Origin of the sequence: Candidatus Ulvibacter alkanivorans, from assembly GCF_003333325.1 — a bacterium.
Taxonomy (GTDB): Bacteria; Bacteroidota; Bacteroidia; order Flavobacteriales; family Flavobacteriaceae; genus Ulvibacter_A; species Ulvibacter_A alkanivorans.
This window is the reverse complement of sequence record NZ_QOLC01000036.1, coordinates 1-16,693: the sequence shown is the minus strand read 5'-3', so window position 1 is coordinate 16,693 and position 16,693 is coordinate 1. Positions and strand designations below refer to the sequence as shown.

11 protein-coding genes, 2 tRNA genes and 1 pseudogene are annotated in these 16,693 nt (G+C 40.1%); 9 read left to right on the top strand and 5 right to left on the bottom strand.

Annotation, left to right across the window (positions count from 1 at the left end):
- Positions 1-27 precede the first annotated feature (27 nt).
- The 3 genes from tig to clpX all read left to right on the top strand — a co-directional run bounded on the left by tig (position 28) and on the right by clpX (position 3,380).
- Entirely contained in the window at positions 28-1,350 is a 1,323-nt protein-coding gene (gene tig / locus DWA30_RS02240; RefSeq protein ID WP_114490902.1) for a trigger factor, read from the top strand.
- An 85-nt stretch (positions 1,351-1,435) separates the two neighbouring features.
- Positions 1,436-2,110 (top strand): ATP-dependent Clp endopeptidase proteolytic subunit ClpP, encoded by a 675-nt coding sequence (clpP, locus tag DWA30_RS02235; protein ID WP_114490901.1) that lies wholly within the window; start codon positions 1,436-1,438, stop codon positions 2,108-2,110.
- Between the two features lie 37 nt (positions 2,111-2,147).
- Positions 2,148-3,380 (top strand): ATP-dependent Clp protease ATP-binding subunit ClpX, encoded by a 1,233-nt coding sequence (gene clpX / locus DWA30_RS02230; RefSeq protein ID WP_114490900.1) that lies wholly within the window; start codon positions 2,148-2,150, stop codon positions 3,378-3,380.
- A 477-nt stretch (positions 3,381-3,857) separates the two neighbouring features.
- Here clpX and DWA30_RS02220 read toward each other — a convergent pair whose 3' ends face one another.
- A complete protein-coding gene (locus DWA30_RS02220; protein WP_114490898.1) occupies positions 3,858-5,378 on the bottom strand; it encodes a GH3 auxin-responsive promoter family protein in 1,521 nt (506 codons plus the stop codon).
- Between the two features lie 45 nt (positions 5,379-5,423).
- Here DWA30_RS02220 and DWA30_RS02215 point away from each other — a divergent pair, with 45 nt between their 5' ends.
- Positions 5,424-6,218, top strand: a complete 795-nt coding sequence (locus DWA30_RS02215) for a DUF2797 domain-containing protein (protein WP_114490897.1) — start codon at positions 5,424-5,426, stop codon at positions 6,216-6,218.
- Positions 6,219-6,232: 14 nt separating this feature from the next.
- Here the strand turns inward: DWA30_RS02215 and DWA30_RS02210 are convergent, their stop codons facing one another.
- Both DWA30_RS02210 and DWA30_RS02205 read right to left on the bottom strand, forming a co-directional pair.
- Complete coding sequence (locus tag DWA30_RS02210) at positions 6,233-8,875, bottom strand: AsmA family protein (protein WP_114490896.1); 2,643 nt, start codon at positions 8,873-8,875, stop codon at positions 6,233-6,235.
- An 18-nt stretch (positions 8,876-8,893) separates the two neighbouring features.
- Entirely contained in the window at positions 8,894-9,664 is a 771-nt protein-coding gene (locus tag DWA30_RS02205; protein ID WP_114490895.1) for a queuosine precursor transporter, read from the bottom strand.
- A gap of 42 nt (positions 9,665-9,706) precedes the next feature.
- Here DWA30_RS02205 and folK point away from each other — a divergent pair, with 42 nt between their 5' ends.
- Positions 9,707-10,837, top strand: a complete 1,131-nt coding sequence (folK, locus tag DWA30_RS02200) for a 2-amino-4-hydroxy-6-hydroxymethyldihydropteridine diphosphokinase (RefSeq protein ID WP_438829896.1) — start codon at positions 9,707-9,709, stop codon at positions 10,835-10,837.
- Positions 10,838-10,850: 13 nt separating this feature from the next.
- Here the strand turns inward: folK and DWA30_RS02195 are convergent, their stop codons facing one another.
- Positions 10,851-11,393 (bottom strand): RNA methyltransferase, encoded by a 543-nt coding sequence (locus tag DWA30_RS02195; protein WP_114490893.1) that lies wholly within the window; start codon positions 11,391-11,393, stop codon positions 10,851-10,853.
- A 183-nt stretch (positions 11,394-11,576) separates the two neighbouring features.
- Between DWA30_RS02195 and mutS the strand changes: the two genes are divergently transcribed.
- The 4 genes from mutS to DWA30_RS02175 all read left to right on the top strand — a co-directional run bounded on the left by mutS (position 11,577) and on the right by DWA30_RS02175 (position 16,048).
- A complete protein-coding gene (mutS, locus tag DWA30_RS02190; RefSeq protein ID WP_114490892.1) occupies positions 11,577-14,213 on the top strand; it encodes a DNA mismatch repair protein MutS in 2,637 nt (878 codons plus the stop codon).
- A 114-nt stretch (positions 14,214-14,327) separates the two neighbouring features.
- Positions 14,328-14,400 (top strand) — tRNA-Gly (locus DWA30_RS02185).
- Positions 14,401-14,628: 228 nt separating this feature from the next.
- Positions 14,629-14,714 (top strand) — tRNA-Leu (locus DWA30_RS02180).
- A 53-nt stretch (positions 14,715-14,767) separates the two neighbouring features.
- Entirely contained in the window at positions 14,768-16,048 is a 1,281-nt protein-coding gene (locus DWA30_RS02175) for a tyrosine-type recombinase/integrase (protein WP_114490891.1), read from the top strand.
- 517 nt (positions 16,049-16,565) lie between these two features.
- On the opposite strand, the pseudogene DWA30_RS13615 reads toward DWA30_RS02175, so the two are convergent.
- Positions 16,566-16,674: pseudogene (locus DWA30_RS13615) on the bottom strand (IS1 family transposase); the annotation flags it as partial.
- Positions 16,675-16,693: the final 19 nt, after the last annotated feature.

Genomic DNA, 16,693 nt, shown 5'->3' with positions numbered 1-16,693 from the left:
AACAATATACTGAAAAGTTTCAGCGACATGAACATAACAAAAAAAGACATCGATTCTTTAAATGCAGTAGTTACTGTAGAGATATCGAAAGACGATTATTCAGAAAAAGTAAACAAAATTTTGAATGATTATCGAAAGAATGCTAACATCCCTGGCTTTAGAAAGGGACATGTCCCTATGGGAATGGTGAAAAAGCAATACGGTAAAGCAGTATTGGTGGAAGAAGTAAATAAGCTATTGCAAGATAAGTTGCACGCTTTTCTTACTGAAGAAAAATTAGATGTGTTAGGAAATCCACTGCCTAAGAATGAGACCGAAATTAATTGGGATGCCGATGATTTTTCGTTCGAGTTCGATCTTGGACTTGCACCCGAATTTGAGGTAGACTTGAAGGGATTGAAGCCTATTACGCATTATAAGATCGTAGCCGATGATACGATGTTGGACAATCAGGTGAAAACCATTAGAAAACAATACGGCAAACTCATTTCAAAAGATACGGTAGAGAAAGCTGATGAGATCACAGGTACATTTACTTCCGAAGAAAAAGAAATAGAAAAAAGCACCACTATCGATATCGAGAATATCAAAGGTAAAAAACAAACCAATAGCTTGTTAGGTGCCAAGGTGGGGGACACGGTAACGCTTAAGACGAAAGGAATGTTCGCAGACGACCATGACCTACAAAAGCATTTAGGAGTATCGCATGATGATGCGCACGGACTTGATATTGAAGTGAATTTTAAGATCGAAGAGGTAAACACACGCGAAATGGCCGAATTGAACCAAGAGTTGTTCGATAAGTTGTTTGGTGAAGGCGTAGTTACTTCGGAAAAGGAATTAAAAGAGAAGATAAAGGAGGACGCCGAGAAGCAATTCGAACAGCAGAGTGATCAGAAATTGCTGAACGATGTGGTTGAAGCACTTATCGAACACACAAAATTCGAATTACCTGATGCGTTCTTAGAACGATGGATTCAAAATTCGGGTGAAAAACCGATGTCCGAGGACGAGGCAAAAGCCGAATACGAGCGAAGTAAGAAAGGATTGCGCTATCAGTTGATCGAAGGAAAATTAAGAGCGGAGCACAACCTTCAAGTAACCTTCGATGAGTTGAAGGCCTATACCAAAGAAATGATCAAAGGGCAAATGGCGCAATTTGGTCAAACAGATCCTTCCGAAGAAGAATTAGATACCATCTCGGCAAGAATCATGTCTAACGAAGAAGAGGTTAAACGACTTAGTGAACAGTTGAATACCAACAAACTGCTTCAGTTCTTCAAAGAAAATGCAAAATTAAAGCGTAAAGAAATTACCTACGATACATTCATCAAGGAGGCTTACGCTTAATTCAGCAATAAAATAGTTATATTTAGGCGTTGAATTTTATAAGTTCAACGCCTAATTTGTTTTAAAAAATTGAATAGAAGAGTATATGAACTACGGAAAAGAATTTAAAAATTTTGCTATAAAAGATCAAGGGATCAGTAGCACTTACTACGACAATATCGTAGGGAGCATGTATCCTGTGGGTCTAACACCAAATATCATTGAAGAACGCCAAATGAACGCTGTCGCGATGGATGTTTTTTCTAGGTTGATGATGGACCGTATTATATTCCTCGGAACCGGAATTAGCGACCAAGTTGCCAATATTGTACAAGCGCAGTTATTGTTCTTGGCGAGTACAGATTCAGACAGAGATATTCAAATTTATATTAACTCTCCTGGAGGTAGCGTTTACGCAGGTTTGGGAATCTATGATACCATGCAATTTATTAAACCGGATGTAGCTACTATTTGTACAGGAATGGCAGCTTCTATGGCGGCTGTACTGTTGTGTGCCGGAGAAAAAGGAAAGCGTAGCGGATTAACACATTCGCGCGTTATGATCCACCAACCTTTAGGTGGAGCTCAAGGACAAGCAAGTGACATTGAGATCACCGCCAGAGAGATTCTAACACTGAAAGAAGAATTGTATAAGATCATCGCCAAACACAGTGGTCAGAAATACGAGAAGGTATATGAAGACAGCGATCGGGACTACTGGATGAAAGCCGAAAAAGCTCTCGAGTATGGGATGATAGATGAAATACTGAATCGTAAGTAAGTACGTATAAAAGAATCGCGAAACTAGAAAAGATATTATGTCGAAAGAAGAATTAGAATGTTCCTTTTGTGGTCGTAAAAAAGCAGAGACTAATTTGCTAATTGCCGGCTTAGATGCACATATCTGTGATCGCTGTATAGAACAAGCGCACGGAATTGTGGTCGAAGAGGCGTTACATGCTACAAACAATGAACTGAGCAAAGAGCTTATTCTTAAAAAGCCAAAATCTATTAAAGAGTTTTTGGACGAATACGTGATTGGACAAAGTCATACCAAAAAGGTGATGTCGGTTGCAGTATATAACCATTATAAGCGTTTGTTGCAACCTAAGACCGATGATGATATCGAGATACAAAAAAGTAATATCATCATGGTAGGGCAAACAGGTACCGGGAAGACCTTAGTGGCTAAGACCATAGCGCGCATGCTTAATGTGCCTCTTGCTATTGTAGACGCAACGGTGCTAACAGAAGCCGGTTATGTTGGTGAAGATGTTGAAAGTATACTCACGCGATTGTTACAAGCAGCCGATTATAACTTGGAGAAGGCACAAAACGGAATTGTTTTTATAGACGAGATCGACAAGATTGCCCGCAAGAGTGATAATCCGTCCATTACTCGTGATGTAAGTGGAGAAGGTGTGCAACAAGCCTTGCTAAAATTATTGGAAGGAACTACTGTAAACGTACCGCCTAAAGGAGGTAGAAAGCATCCCGATCAGAAATTCATCGAGGTGAATACCGAGAACATATTGTTTATCGCCGGTGGTGCCTTCGATGGCATTGAACGTCATATTTCAAAACGACTAAATATGCAGTCGGTTGGATTTAGTGCTACCTTAAAGGAGGAACATATGGACCGCGACAATCTGTTGCGTTATATCATTCCGAAGGATCTAAAGGATTTCGGACTTATTCCCGAGATCATAGGAAGATTACCGGTACTAACCTATATGAATCCATTAGACAAAGGTACGCTACGCGCCATCTTGACCGAACCTAAAAATGCCATCATTAAGCAATACAAGAAATTGTTCGAGATGGATGGAATTGATTTTGAAATTACCGAAGAAGCGTTAGATTTTATCGTAGAACAAGCAATCGTCTACAAGTTAGGCGCGCGAGGGTTACGATCGTTATGCGAAGCGGTGCTTACCGATGCCATGTACGAATTACCGGGTTCCGAGGATAAAGAGCTGCGTGTAACGGCCGAGTATGCTCAAGAGAAGCTTAACAAGTCGACGATTAAAAAGCTTAAAGCAGTGTCTTAAAGTAAACGTAATTAAATACTCATAAAAAAGCCTCGAATATTAACCCATTCGAGGCTTTTTATTAAACTTAATCTAACCTAAAAATTAACTATCATGGAGTAGCCAAAACAGTTTTTGACTTCTTATGTAATATCTTCTGCTCCATAAGTTCTTTCTTGTCTTTTAACGTATATCCGGCCAGCTTGTCTTCTGTGCTCTTAATAGCGCCAGAAGAAGCGCAGGATAGTATACTTATGCTGCAAAAAATTGCCCCAATGCAAATAAATACTTTTTTCATTTTGCCCCTAAATGATTAGTATGCTCCAAACTTAAGAAGTAAGAAAAGTACTACCAAAAATTTTAGTTGTATGGAACTAATATTCGATAAAATGCAAGGGTAGAGAACTGAGTCAACCTAGAGGGCTAGATGTTTTAGTAGTAAGCTATTTCTTTATACAATTACGCAATTTGTCATGCATCGGTATAACGTGTTTTATCTCAGTAGGATGCGTTCATAGCCAACAATTCTTCTAAATAATTACGTTGGTTAGAGAGCCTGGGCACTTTGTGTTGCCCGCCTAGTTTGTTGTTCTTCTTTAGCCAATCGTAAAACAGATGCTCACGGGCGCAATGTATGGTGGGTGCATTAAGTGTGGTGTTGTTAAAGCGCTTTGCCTCATAGTCGCTATTTACTTCTTGTAAGGCTTGATCTAACAATTGCGCAAATACATCGAAATCCTTAGGTGCTGTTTTGAATTCTATGATCCACTCATGGGCTCCTTTTTTCTTCCCGTCCATAAAGATAGGCGCCGCAGTATAGTCGATTATTTCTGTGCGGGTGAGTGAGGTGGTTTTTCGAAGCGCCGCTTCAGCATTTTCAATAATAAGTTCTTCTCCAAAAGCATTTATATGGTGCTTGGTTCGCCCGGTCACACGAATGCGATAGGGATTTATAGAAGTAAACCGAACCGTATCACCAATCTTATAACGCCATAGCCCGGCATTGGTAGTGATTATTATCGCATAATTTTGATCAACTTCAACATCACTAAGTGGTATCACCTTTTCTTCGGAAGTACCGTAGGTTTCCATAGGAATAAATTCGTAGAAAATACCATAATCGAGCATTAGCAACAATTCTTTATTGGTGTTTCGATCCTGTATCGCAAAGAATCCTTCCGAAGCATTATAGATCTCATAATAGCGAAAGCTTTCCTTCGGAAATAATTTGTCGTATTGTTCTATATACGGGTCAAAACTAACCCCACCGTGAAAATACACTTCTAGATTAGGCCAAACATCGAATAAATTATGCTTACCGGTAGTTTCTACCACTTGATTTAGCAATACAAGCATCCATGAGGGAACGCCGGCTAAACTCGTAACATTTTCCCAGATGGTTTCATTTACAATGGCTTGCATCTTGGTTTCCCAGTCGCTCATCAATGAAATGTCGCTGCTGGGTGTACTGCTAAATTCCGCCCAAAATGGCATATTGTCTATCAAAATGGCCGAAAGATCGCCGAAGACCGTACCGTTCTCTTGGTAGAGTTCTTTACTTCCGCCTAATCGCAAACTTTTACCCACGAAGAGTTGAGAGTTGGGATTGTTATTGAGGTACATGCACAACAAGTCCTTGCTGGCGGCATAGTGACAATCTATTAACGAATCGCTGCTTACCGGTATAAATTTACTCTTAGCATTGGTGGTGCCACTAGATTTGGCAAACCACTTTATGGGTGTAGGCCAAAAGATATTCGTTTCTCCCTTTCGAGCTCTTTGAATCCGTTCTTCATTGTCTTCGTAGCTACTAATTGGAACCCTGTTCGCAAATTCCTCATAGGTCTGTATGGAGCAGAAATCGTATTCTTTTCCAATTTCAGTATTTTTTGCCTTATGCAGTAAACCGTGAAGCAATTCGTTTTGTACTTCAATAGGGTATTTTAAAAACAGCTCAATCTGATGAAATCGCTTTTTTAAAAACCATGAAGCTATAGAATTAACTATGGGTATTGGCATATTTTTAGGCTATCTTTATGCAATAAAAATAGCAATTTTCTTTCAATGAAGTACGAAGGAGTTTTAACAAAAATGCAGACCGAAGTTGGACAGCCTATACAATATTATTTGGTGTTCCCGACTGATTTCCTCAACGTCAATCAGTTATTAGATAAAAAAGTCAAGATCGCCTTTCAGGGTTACCAATGTTTAAACTGCGAACTAAATAAAAAAATATACCGTCAAGGCTATTGTTACGATTGTTTTTTTGAAATTCCGCAAGCAGCCGACTGGATCATGCGACCCGAATTGAGTACGGCCCATCTCGACAAAGAAGATCGAGACTTGACCTACGAAAAGAAGGTGCAATTGCAACCGCATGTGGTGTATCTTGCGAATAGTAGCAATGTAAAGGTAGGAGTAACTCGTAAAAGCCAGGTGCCCACACGGTGGATCGATCAAGGTGCTCATGAAGCTATAGAGATTGTAGAAGTGCCTAATCGTTATTTGGCAGGTATCACCGAAGTTGCGTTAAAAGAACATGTGGCCGATAAGACCAATTGGCGAACGATGCTTAAAAATGAAATAATAGATCAAGACCTTGTGGCTTGGCGGGATAAGTTACAGCAATACATACCGGAAGAAGCGGCTTCCTATTTTATTGCGAACAACAAGGAAACAAATCTCGAATTTCCGGTACTACAATACCCCAAAAAACTAAAGAGCTTGAATTTAGAAAAGACCCCTACCTTTGAGGGAATACTTAAAGGCATCAAGGGGCAATACCTCTTATTTGAAGACAATACGGTTTTCAACGTTCGCGGTAGCGAAGGGTACGTGGTCTCTATTCAAATAAATTAATTAGAACAGAGCCCTTAATTGCCCGATTTAGTAGTGTCTTGCGCTTTCTTTTTGTTTCCGAAGATGCCTCCCAAAATGTCTTTTACTACCTCAGAAGTATTTTGTTGGGTGTTGGTTTCCTGAGTCGTATTGGTCGTATCTGTCGTTGTTTCACCACCTCCGATCAAGTCTTTAAGAATATCGGTTCCTTTATCTTTTAGGTCTTGCTTCTGTTTCTCTATCAGTCGTTGCGTTAGCTTAGAAACAGCGGCTTTTGTATCTACCGAGATCTGCGGATTTGTGATGGTCCCATTCAACCCCACAGGAAGTGCAACTGTCATTTCACTTGCCTCTTGCGGATCGAGTTTCGACAGCAATTTGTTGACATCACCACCAAGGTACCGCGCCGGTACGTCCATAGTGAGATTATAATTAATACTTTTATCAAGGCCGTGAGCTCCATCTACCGTCACCGTAATTCCTTTTATATCAAAATCGAAGGGTTGAACCTCTATATTTCCATTGTTAAATTGCAATACAGTACTTACATCACGCAAACTAAGCCGATCGATATTCAAGAAAGATACCTTGTCACCTATCTTAGCAAGTAACGGCATTTTTTGTTTGTCGACTTCAGCAGTTAGAATTTGCGCTACGGCATTTCCCGCTAGTGTTGTAAGATCAGGTGTGAGATCGCTTGTTAAATCACCGCTAAGCTCCAATTGAGTGTTAAGATCTCCTTGAAGTGCTCTTGCCACAGGGGCCAAGAACTTTAACAGTTCCATCTTTTCAAAGGATTCTCCTATGTCGATCTTGCTAAGATCTACATTCATGGCAAAGGTGGGGGTCGGGTTCTTGGTAGACACATTTCCGCCAATCGCGACGCTACCACCAAATATATTAGAGGTTACATTTCTTAGAGTGACCGTTTCTTCCTTAATGCTAGCGGTTCCTTTTACTTGCGACAGCTCTAGATTATCGTACAACACCTTGTTGGCGGAAAAATCTAAGGTGGCATCCAAGAAATCAGGAATTTTAACCGATTCTTTCTTTGCTAGGCTGCGATTGTTAGAGGAAGTTGTATTGGTATTCGCTTCGGAAGCAGTTGCATCGGCCGTCATGAAATCGTTCACATTAAACGTGTTCGACTGTACATTAAAGGTGCCTTTTAGATCTTGTTTGGCCATGATCCATGGGATCAAATTTTGAATGGTCCCTGTTGCTGAAACATCCGTTTGTCCGGAAGAAGCCTGTAATTCTTTAAGTACGATACTTCCCGGAGAAAAGGAAAGATTGGCGGTAGCGATGTTCAATTCATTTTTGAAAGAGGCATCTTGGTATGAAAAATTCTTCAGACTGGCAGTTCCGGTAGATTTGATGTTTTGATATTGCTCGTTCTCTACCGATTGCATATCGAAATTCGTGTTAACGTCGACTGTAAAAATCCCGTTGAGGTCTTGTTCCATCTCTATGGGTAGCACTTGTTCTATGTTCGCAAGATTAATAGTTCCTTCTAGTGCTAGGGCGACCAACGCATTTTCAGTTAAATTTCGAATACTTCCATTCGCTGTAAACAATTGATCATCGATTCGAAACGAAACACCACCAATATTCAAGTAGGTGTCTTTCATCAACCCCGTCTCATTCTTAAGCTGGGCATCTATAGAGATATTGCGTACCGCTTTTGGAAGGTCAGGGTACTTGAACGACGCATTGTCGCTGGCTACTCTTATGTCCATCTTCGGAATGTAATTATCGTCAATTATTCCTTTAAGCATTCCGTCTACGGTAAAATTACCGGTCGTGGTAACACCATCCAGTTCTTTGACGTAGGTTTCGGGAATAACAGCGAGGAAGTTCTTAAAATCGGACGATGGTGTTTTAAAGGTTAGGTCGATCTCATTGTTGTTTTCATTTACTTTTACAAATCCATTAAACGTTAGCGGAAGTGCATTAACACGGGCTTCATTTTCTAGGAAGGTGTATTTTTGGTTTTCAAGATCCAATTGAAATATCGCATCTAACGACACCTGATTCTCGCTTAGATATTCAATTTCTTCAATTTGCAAGGAAACCAATGCTTGGGTTTCGGTATCCAACTCCGATTGGGCCAATGAGAAGTCACCGGTACCTATGTGATTCAGTTCTTTCAGCATTAAAAAGGTTTGAGTGGCTTCGTCTAAATAATTTAGGCGACTATCCCGTATTTCATACTTTTTAAGATCGAAGGTAAATCCGGCATTCCCTTCGGTGTTATCGGCTAATGGTGCATCTTTCTTTATGGCAATATCGTAATTGGTATTGCCCAAACTATCGATTTTAATATTTACAAAAGATTCGTCTAACAATAAGGCGTCTACGACGATGGGGTCGTCACCACTTTTAAACAATTGCGTGATCCCCATATCGAGTTTAAGTGTTTTACCGCTAGCTAAGGTGTCCCCTTCAAAAGGTGCGTTATTAATTACACTAAAATCCTTAATGGTAAGGGCCGCATCGGGAAAACTGCGAAATAAACTAAGGTCGAAATCGCCCCAAGCTACAGTCGCATCTAGATTCTTATCGATAGTGCGTTGTACCAATTTCTCTAAAGTGCCTTTAAAGAACAATGGTGAAAGCGCAAGGAGAAGTATAAGTACTCCAAGTATGATTCCTATGATCTTAAGTATCTTTTTCATGTGTATTTTTTTCTTTTTTTATTCTGAAAGTTCTTCGCCTGTTCGAACTGTTTCATTCCAATTGATCTCTTCTCCCGGTTTGAGTCCGAAGCGCATTCGTAGTCCCCATACAGCGGCATACAGAAACGGCGTGTCGATCAAGGCTACCAACACTTTAAACAGAAAGCCACTTAGTAGCAAGCCCGTAAAAAGTGACCAATCGATCTTTCCGAAGCTACACAACAACAGCAATACGGTAAACGTATCGACGAACTGCGACAAAAAGGTCGAAAAGTTATTTCGAAGCCATAGATGTTTGCCTTTGGTAAGTCGTTTCCAAAAATGGAAGATCTGAATGTCGATATACTGTGCCAACAAATACGCCATCATAGAAGCTAGTACCGCTATCGCAGTGGCACCAAACACTTTGGTGAACAAGGGATCGTCTATGGGGCTCCAAACGGTTGCTGGCGCAAGGTCTGAAACAAAAACGATCAATAAGGAAAAGAACGAAGCGAATATTCCGGCAGTGACTACTTCATTGGCTTTCTTTTTGCCATACACTTCGCTAATAATATCGGTAATGAGAAAAGTGATGGGATAGGGTAGTATTCCTACAGAGATCTCGAAGGTGTAGATTCCGAAGAAATCCCAGTAAAAGAATTTCTGAAAGATCAAATTCGAAACGACCAGTGAAGCAATAAATAACGCTCCTAAAATCAAATAGATGCGTTGTGCTACTAAACTATCCTTAAGCGTACGTACTGCCACTAATTTTTCACTATACGAACAAAGATAATGGTCAGTCATTTTCTTTTCGTTAATTTCGTGCTAAATGTTAAAATCACTGCGATCGAACCCGAAAAACACATCTATTTATCATTAGGGAGCAATACCGGCGACCGTCTTTCACACCTACAGCAAGCTGTTCAGGCGATTTTCGAAGAGGTTGGTTCTATTTTAAAGATATCGACTGTTTATGAGAGCCCCGCTATGGGGTTTGATGGCGACCCTTTTCTAAATTGTGTGGTGTTGATAACGAGTACTTATACACCTAGACAACTTATTCAAAAAGTATTGAAGATCGAGGCCAAGCAAGGGCGAGTTCGTCAAAAAGGGAAGGGGTATATGTCAAGACCTATCGATATAGACATACTTAGCATTGACAAGCTCGAAGTAAGCTTAGATGTGTTAACAGTCCCGCATCCACAATTGCACAATCGAAGATTTGTTTTACAGCCGTTGGCCGATATCGATGCGGAATGGGTGCATCCAAGGCTTCAGAAAGATGTGAATACACTACTTGCCGAAACTGAAGATAAGACTGCATTAGGAAAACAAGCTGCGATACTCAAAAATCCGATAGACAGTTACGATCTTTCTCCGTATAATTATATTGCCATTGAGGGAAACATTGGTGCCGGAAAAACCAGCCTTGCCACAAAATTGGCAACCGATTTCAATGCAAAATTGATATTGGAGCGGTTTAAGGACAATCCGTTTCTTCCGAAGTTCTATAAGGATCAGCAACGATATGCGTTTCCGTTAGAAATGTCTTTTCTTGCCGATCGCTATCAACAATTGTTAGATGATATTACCCAATTCGATCTGTTCAAGGATTGCGTGATCTCCGATTACGATGCCTATAAATCGTTGATATTTGCGCAAGTGACGCTGCAGCATGAAGAGTACAACTTGTATAAAAAGTTGTTTCACTTAATGCATAAAGAATTACCTAAACCCGATGTGTATGTGTACTTGTATCAAAATACCGAGCGATTGTTAGCGAATATTATGAAACGAGGGAGAAAATACGAGCAATCAATACCGGAAACCTATCTGCAGCAGTTGCACACAGGCTATTTAGAGTTTATAAAAACCGTTCCCAAGGAGAAATTAAAGGTGATCGATATTTCTGAAATGGATTTTATAAAACGTCGAACGGACTATGTAAGACTGCTTAAAACGATAGTGGAAAAATAAGCCCTAAAGTCGTTTATTGTATTTGTTGCATTTTTGAAAAGAAATCCCAAACAACCACACCGGCGCTTACCGAGATATTCAAAGAATGTTTGGTGCCAAATTGCGGGATCTCTATTACCACATCGCTGGCAGACACTACTTTTTGTTGCACCCCTTTCACCTCATTTCCAAAGACCAGCGCATAGGTCATTTCTTTTTGAATCGAAAAATCGGTAAGTGATACCGCTAATTCTGCTTGTTCGATCGCGGCAACGACCACCCCTTCTTTTTGTAACTTTTCGATCACCTCCATGGTGTTTTCGGCATATTCCCAAGCGACACTTTCGGTAGCTCCTAAGGCCGTTTTTTGTATGTCTTTGTGTGGCGGTTGGGCTGTTATTCCGCAGAGGTAGATCTTCTTAACCAGAAAGGCATCCGAAGTGCGAAATACCGAACCAATATTGTTTAAGCTGCGAATATTGTCGAGAATAATGATGAGCGGAGACTTTTCGATCGTCTTAAATGTTTTGGGATCGACGCGATCTAATTCGCTATTTTTAAGTTTTCTGTACTTCATTGCGACAAAAATAAGCTTTTAAAAAGGATGTTTAAAAATTAGGGTTGCTTTTGCCTTTCCGAAATAGGTCAAAATTTATAGATAAGTTGTCATTTTGTTGATAAAAGGCTATAAATGTGAATGGATCTGTTTCAAAAACCCCAAGAGATTTTATAATTTTATCGGTTTAGGAATTGAATAGAAATGGCCAAGAAAGTTACCCCTTTAATGAAGCAATTCAACAGCATCAAGGCAAAGTACCCTGATGCCTTATTGCTATTTCGAGTAGGCGATTTCTACGAGACATTTGGCGAAGATGCTGTACGTGCGGCTCGAATTCTCAATATCACCCTTACTTCTAGAAATAATGGAGGCGATAAGACCGAGTTAGCAGGATTTCCTCATCATTCGCTTAATACCTATTTACCCAAATTGGTAATGGCGGGTTGTCGAGTCGCGATCTGTGATCAACTGGAAGACCCAAAACAGACCAAGACCATTGTAAAGCGTGGTGTTACCGAGTTGGTAACACCGGGGGTCGCTTTGAACGATGATATATTGAATGCTACTTCTAATAACTTTTTGGCTGCCTTACATTTTGGACCTACCGATAGGTCATCGGGGGTACCTCTAATCGGGGTTAGTTTTTTAGATGTCTCAACAGGTGAATTTTTGACTTCGGAAGGAAGTCCGGAGTACATAGATAAGTTGTTACAAAATTTTAATCCTTCCGAAGTACTTTTTAGCAAACAAAAACGATCGCTTTTCGCTGAAACGTTTGGCGATTCCTATCACGTATTTCACCTCGAAGATTGGGTGTTTCAGCAAGACTATGCCAATGAGACCTTAACCAAGCATTTTAACACCAAGAATTTAAAAGGATTTGGAGTGGATCATTTGGAAGCCGGTGTTATTGCAGCCGGCGCAGCCTTACATTATTTAGGCGAAACCCAACACAGCAAGTTACAGCACATCACCAAGTTGGCGCGTATTGCCGAGGATGCCTATGTGTGGATGGACCGTTTTACCATTCGAAATTTAGAGTTATACCACAGTACGCAACAACAGGCAGTTACCCTGCTGGATGTGATAGACCATACGATTTCATCAATGGGTGGTCGATTGTTAAAGCGATGGATGGCCTTGCCTTTAAAGAATGCAGATAAGATTGCAAGACGCCATGAGGTGGTTAGCTATTTGTTAGGCGCGCCTTCTGAATTACAACAAATACAACAACAAATTAAAAAAATAGGAGATCTGGAACGATTGATCTCCAAAGTGGCGACCGCTAAGATAAATCCGAGGGAAGTTATACAGTTAAAAAATTCGTTAGAAGCTGTTCTACCCATCAAGCAAGTGGCTTCCAACGCTAGTAACGAGTCGCTTCAAATCTTAGGTGATGCCTTGCAGCCTTGCGATCTATTGCGATCCAAAATAAAAGAAACCCTGTTAGAAGAGGCTCCCGTGGCTATGAATAAAGGGAACGTGATCTCACCGGGTTTTCATGAGGAACTGGATGAACTACGAGGGATAGCAACCGGTGGTAAGAATTATCTCGATGCCATGTTAGCACGAGAAACCGAACGTACCGGGATTACTTCATTAAAGATCGCCTCGAACAACGTTTTTGGGTATTATATCGAAGTGCGCAATACGCACAAAGATAAAGTGCCCGAAGAATGGATTCGCAAACAGACCTTGGTAAATGCAGAGCGCTACATTACCGAGGAACTAAAAGAATATGAAGCCAAGATCTTAAGTGCTGAAGAGAAGATTGGTGCATTAGAGCAGGAGTTGTTTGGTGCTTTAATCGATTGGATGCTAGAGTTTATTGGTTCGGTGCAGCAGAACGCAGCACTTATTGCCGAATTGGATTGTTTGTGTTCTTTCGCGACCTTGGCTAAAACATCGAATTACACGCGACCATTAATAGACGACAGTTATGATCTGGATATAAAAGAAGGTCGACATCCGGTCATAGAGCGGCAATTACCACCAGATTCGCCTTATATACCCAACGACGTGTTCCTAGATCGCGAGAACCAACAACTCATCATGATCACAGGTCCCAATATGAGTGGTAAGTCGGCTATTTTACGACAAACGGCTTTAGTGGTCCTATTAGCGCAGATGGGAAGTTTTGTTCCGGCCAAAGCCGTGCGAATGGGCATAGTCGATAAAATATTTACAAGGGTAGGGGCTAGTGATAATATTTCGATGGGAGAATCTACCTTTATGGTCGAGATGAATGAAACCGCAAGTATCTTAAATAATATTTCTGAACGCAGTTTGGTGTTGTTAGATGAGATTGGTCGTGGTACAAGTACCTACGATGGGATCTCGATCGCATGGGCCATTAGCGAATATTTGCACCAGCATCCTTCTCGGGCAAAAACGTTGTTTGCGACCCATTATCACGAATTGAACGAAATGACTGAGACCTTCGAGCGCATTAAGAATTATAATGTATCGGTCAAGGAGTTAAAGAATACTGTTTTATTTCTTCGGAAACTTACTCCCGGGGGTTCACATCATAGTTTTGGTATTCATGTAGCCAAAATGGCCGGAATGCCTCAGGCTGTGTTGCATCGTGCGAACAAGATATTAGAGCGTTTGGAGCGATCGCATTCTTCCGAAGAACTTACAGAAGAAATGAAAGCACTTTCTAAAGAAGAGATGCAGCTTAGTTTCTTTAAACTGGATGATCCGTTGTTAGAGTCGTTGCGCGAAGAGATCTTAGAGATCGACATCGATACGCTTACACCAGTTGAGGCGTTGATGAAATTAAACGAAATAAAGCGTATGTTGCAGCGCAAGGCTTCCATAAAAATAAAGAAGTAAGGTTTGTAATAAATTTTTAAAAAATGTCTTTGGTTTTGAGGTAAAAGTTTTAAATTTGCCGTCCGCTTTAGGCAATAGAATATTGATTCGGCGCCTGAGTTACGATCTTAGTTTGCGAAAATAGCTCAGTTGGTAGAGCGCCACCTTGCCAAGGTGGAGGTCGCGGGTTCGAATCCCGTTTTTCGCTCAAAACAATGATTTTGCGACAGCTTTTAGGAGCGTTTGTAAAACTGAAAGTGCGACCGGGGTCGCGCCTGCCTGCCGGCAAAGGCAGGGGTTCGAATCCCGTTTTTCGCTCAAAACAATGATTTTGCGACAGCTTTTAGGAGCGTTTGTAAAACCAAATGTGCGACCGGGGTCGCGCCTGCCTGCCGGCAAAGGCAGGGGTTCGAATCCCGTTTTTCGCTCCATATTCGCTGAAGTGGTGGAATTGGTAGACACGCTGGACTTAAAATCCAGTGGACAGAAATGTCCGTACGGGTTCAAGTCCCGTCTTCAGTACTTAGGAAACCTCCTGTTATAGGGGGTTTCTTCGTTTTAAACACTTTTCTAAAATGAGCAGAAAAGTGTATCTTTCCAAAAAAGTACCTAAAAAGGTACCTAAAATCCTCATCGTTAATTCAGATAAGATGGATTATTCAGAAGTGAAGTTATTTATTCCCAAAGATTCTAGAGGAAGAGCTACTTTAGACCGTCCATGGTATATATGGTTCAATTATCGAAACCCTAAAACCGGGAAGTTTGATTCGAGTTCGAAATTTAATTTTAAACTAGGGATTAACCGATATAAGACTGTCGCGCAACGAAAGGCGTGCGGAAAGAATTTGGTTGGGGCTTTTACACGGTTACTTAAAGAAGGGTATAACCCTTATGAAAATACGATACCTATAAACAATGCTTTAACTTTTGAAGTAACAGAAGTTACTTTCTTTGAGGCAATTACTCAAGCATTAAAGGATAAAAAAACCACATGGGCCGAGAGTACTTCGGCATCAGTAGATTTTAGAATAAATAAATTCATTGATTTTGCCACAACCCATAAATTTATTCATAACCCTGCCCGAGATATAAAAAGGGCTCATATTGTGGAATTTCTAAAATATATTAAGCGTAAAGGGGAAACAGCGACTAGTGTGAACAATTATCGGGCTGCGATAAGCGGAGTATTTTCTCAAATGGTAGAGAATAGCCATATCGAACATAATTTTGTAAAGGATATCAGAAAAGAGAAATCTAATCCTGTTAAAAATCATCCGTTTACCACCGCACAAATTTCAGACATTAGAAACTATTTGGAAGTAAATGACCCATATTTGTTAGATTATCTTAGAGTGTTAGCCTATTCATTTTTGCGCAACCGGGAAGTGTTGCGTTTGCGAGTTAAGGATGTAGACCTTACTAATAGGCTGTTAACTGATAAAACAAAAACCAAAGCGATAGAAAAGGTTTTTATCATAGATCAGTTGTATGAAATCTTAGTGAAGATGAATTTAGAAAAATATGATCCTAACAGTTTTGTGTTCACTCCAAATGGTCATCCGGCTTATTGGGAGGCTTCGGAAAAAAGCAAAACAGATCATTTTGGACATCGTTTTAAGGCAGTAAAGAGACACTTCAATTTAGGGCGGGAATATGGTATTTATAGTTTTAGACATAGTTTTGCCGTCAATATATATGAACATTTTATTGCTTCGGGCCTTTCGCAATCGGAAGCGATTTCAAAAATGCTGCCCATTACTCGTCACGATAGTGTAGAAGGGTTAAAAAATTACCTTAGAGAAAAACGTAGGATGCTCCCTAAAGATTTTAGTCATACGATCTCTATAGACCTATAGTCTTAATTTAAAAACAACCGTGTCCAACGATGCGTTGTTGCGTATATTTAAGTGTATTAAGTACTCTCTAGCTTGACACTAGAAAGGTTATCGTTACTTTTTTATACTGCGCAACTCGAAATTGTTGCGGAGTTGCGTTGTAGGTGGGTTGAATTATTTTCTGTAGGTCGAAGTACCGACTTCTAACGATTGTCTTTGGGATCTACAGATTCATTCCAAAAAACCAATAGTATTTATCAAGCCTATGGGTTTTCAAAAAATCACTTACGTATATTTGTTAGCTTAGTAAAGTAGTAGCTACATATAAATGGTAGCAACATCACCTGAGTAAACGAGCGGTCTTCAAAAAGGCTCTAGGTGGGTGCAAGCGGCGATATATAAGAGAGACTTTTTACAATTTAAATATATCCTAAAGCAACTCTATTGTTTGATATAAAAAACAAATTGAGTTATTCAAACTAAATTTAATTAAGATAAAATGTAATCTTAAATAATGTGATGATTTACCTTTAATGTACTAGACCCAAAAGTAAATGCTCAAAATGAGCATCAAGGTATTGCTCGTTTTTAGAAAAGCAAATTGTTTTTCTTGACAGTCGTTTATTATGAGTTCGTAATGTTAAGTCTGTCTCTTATACACATTCT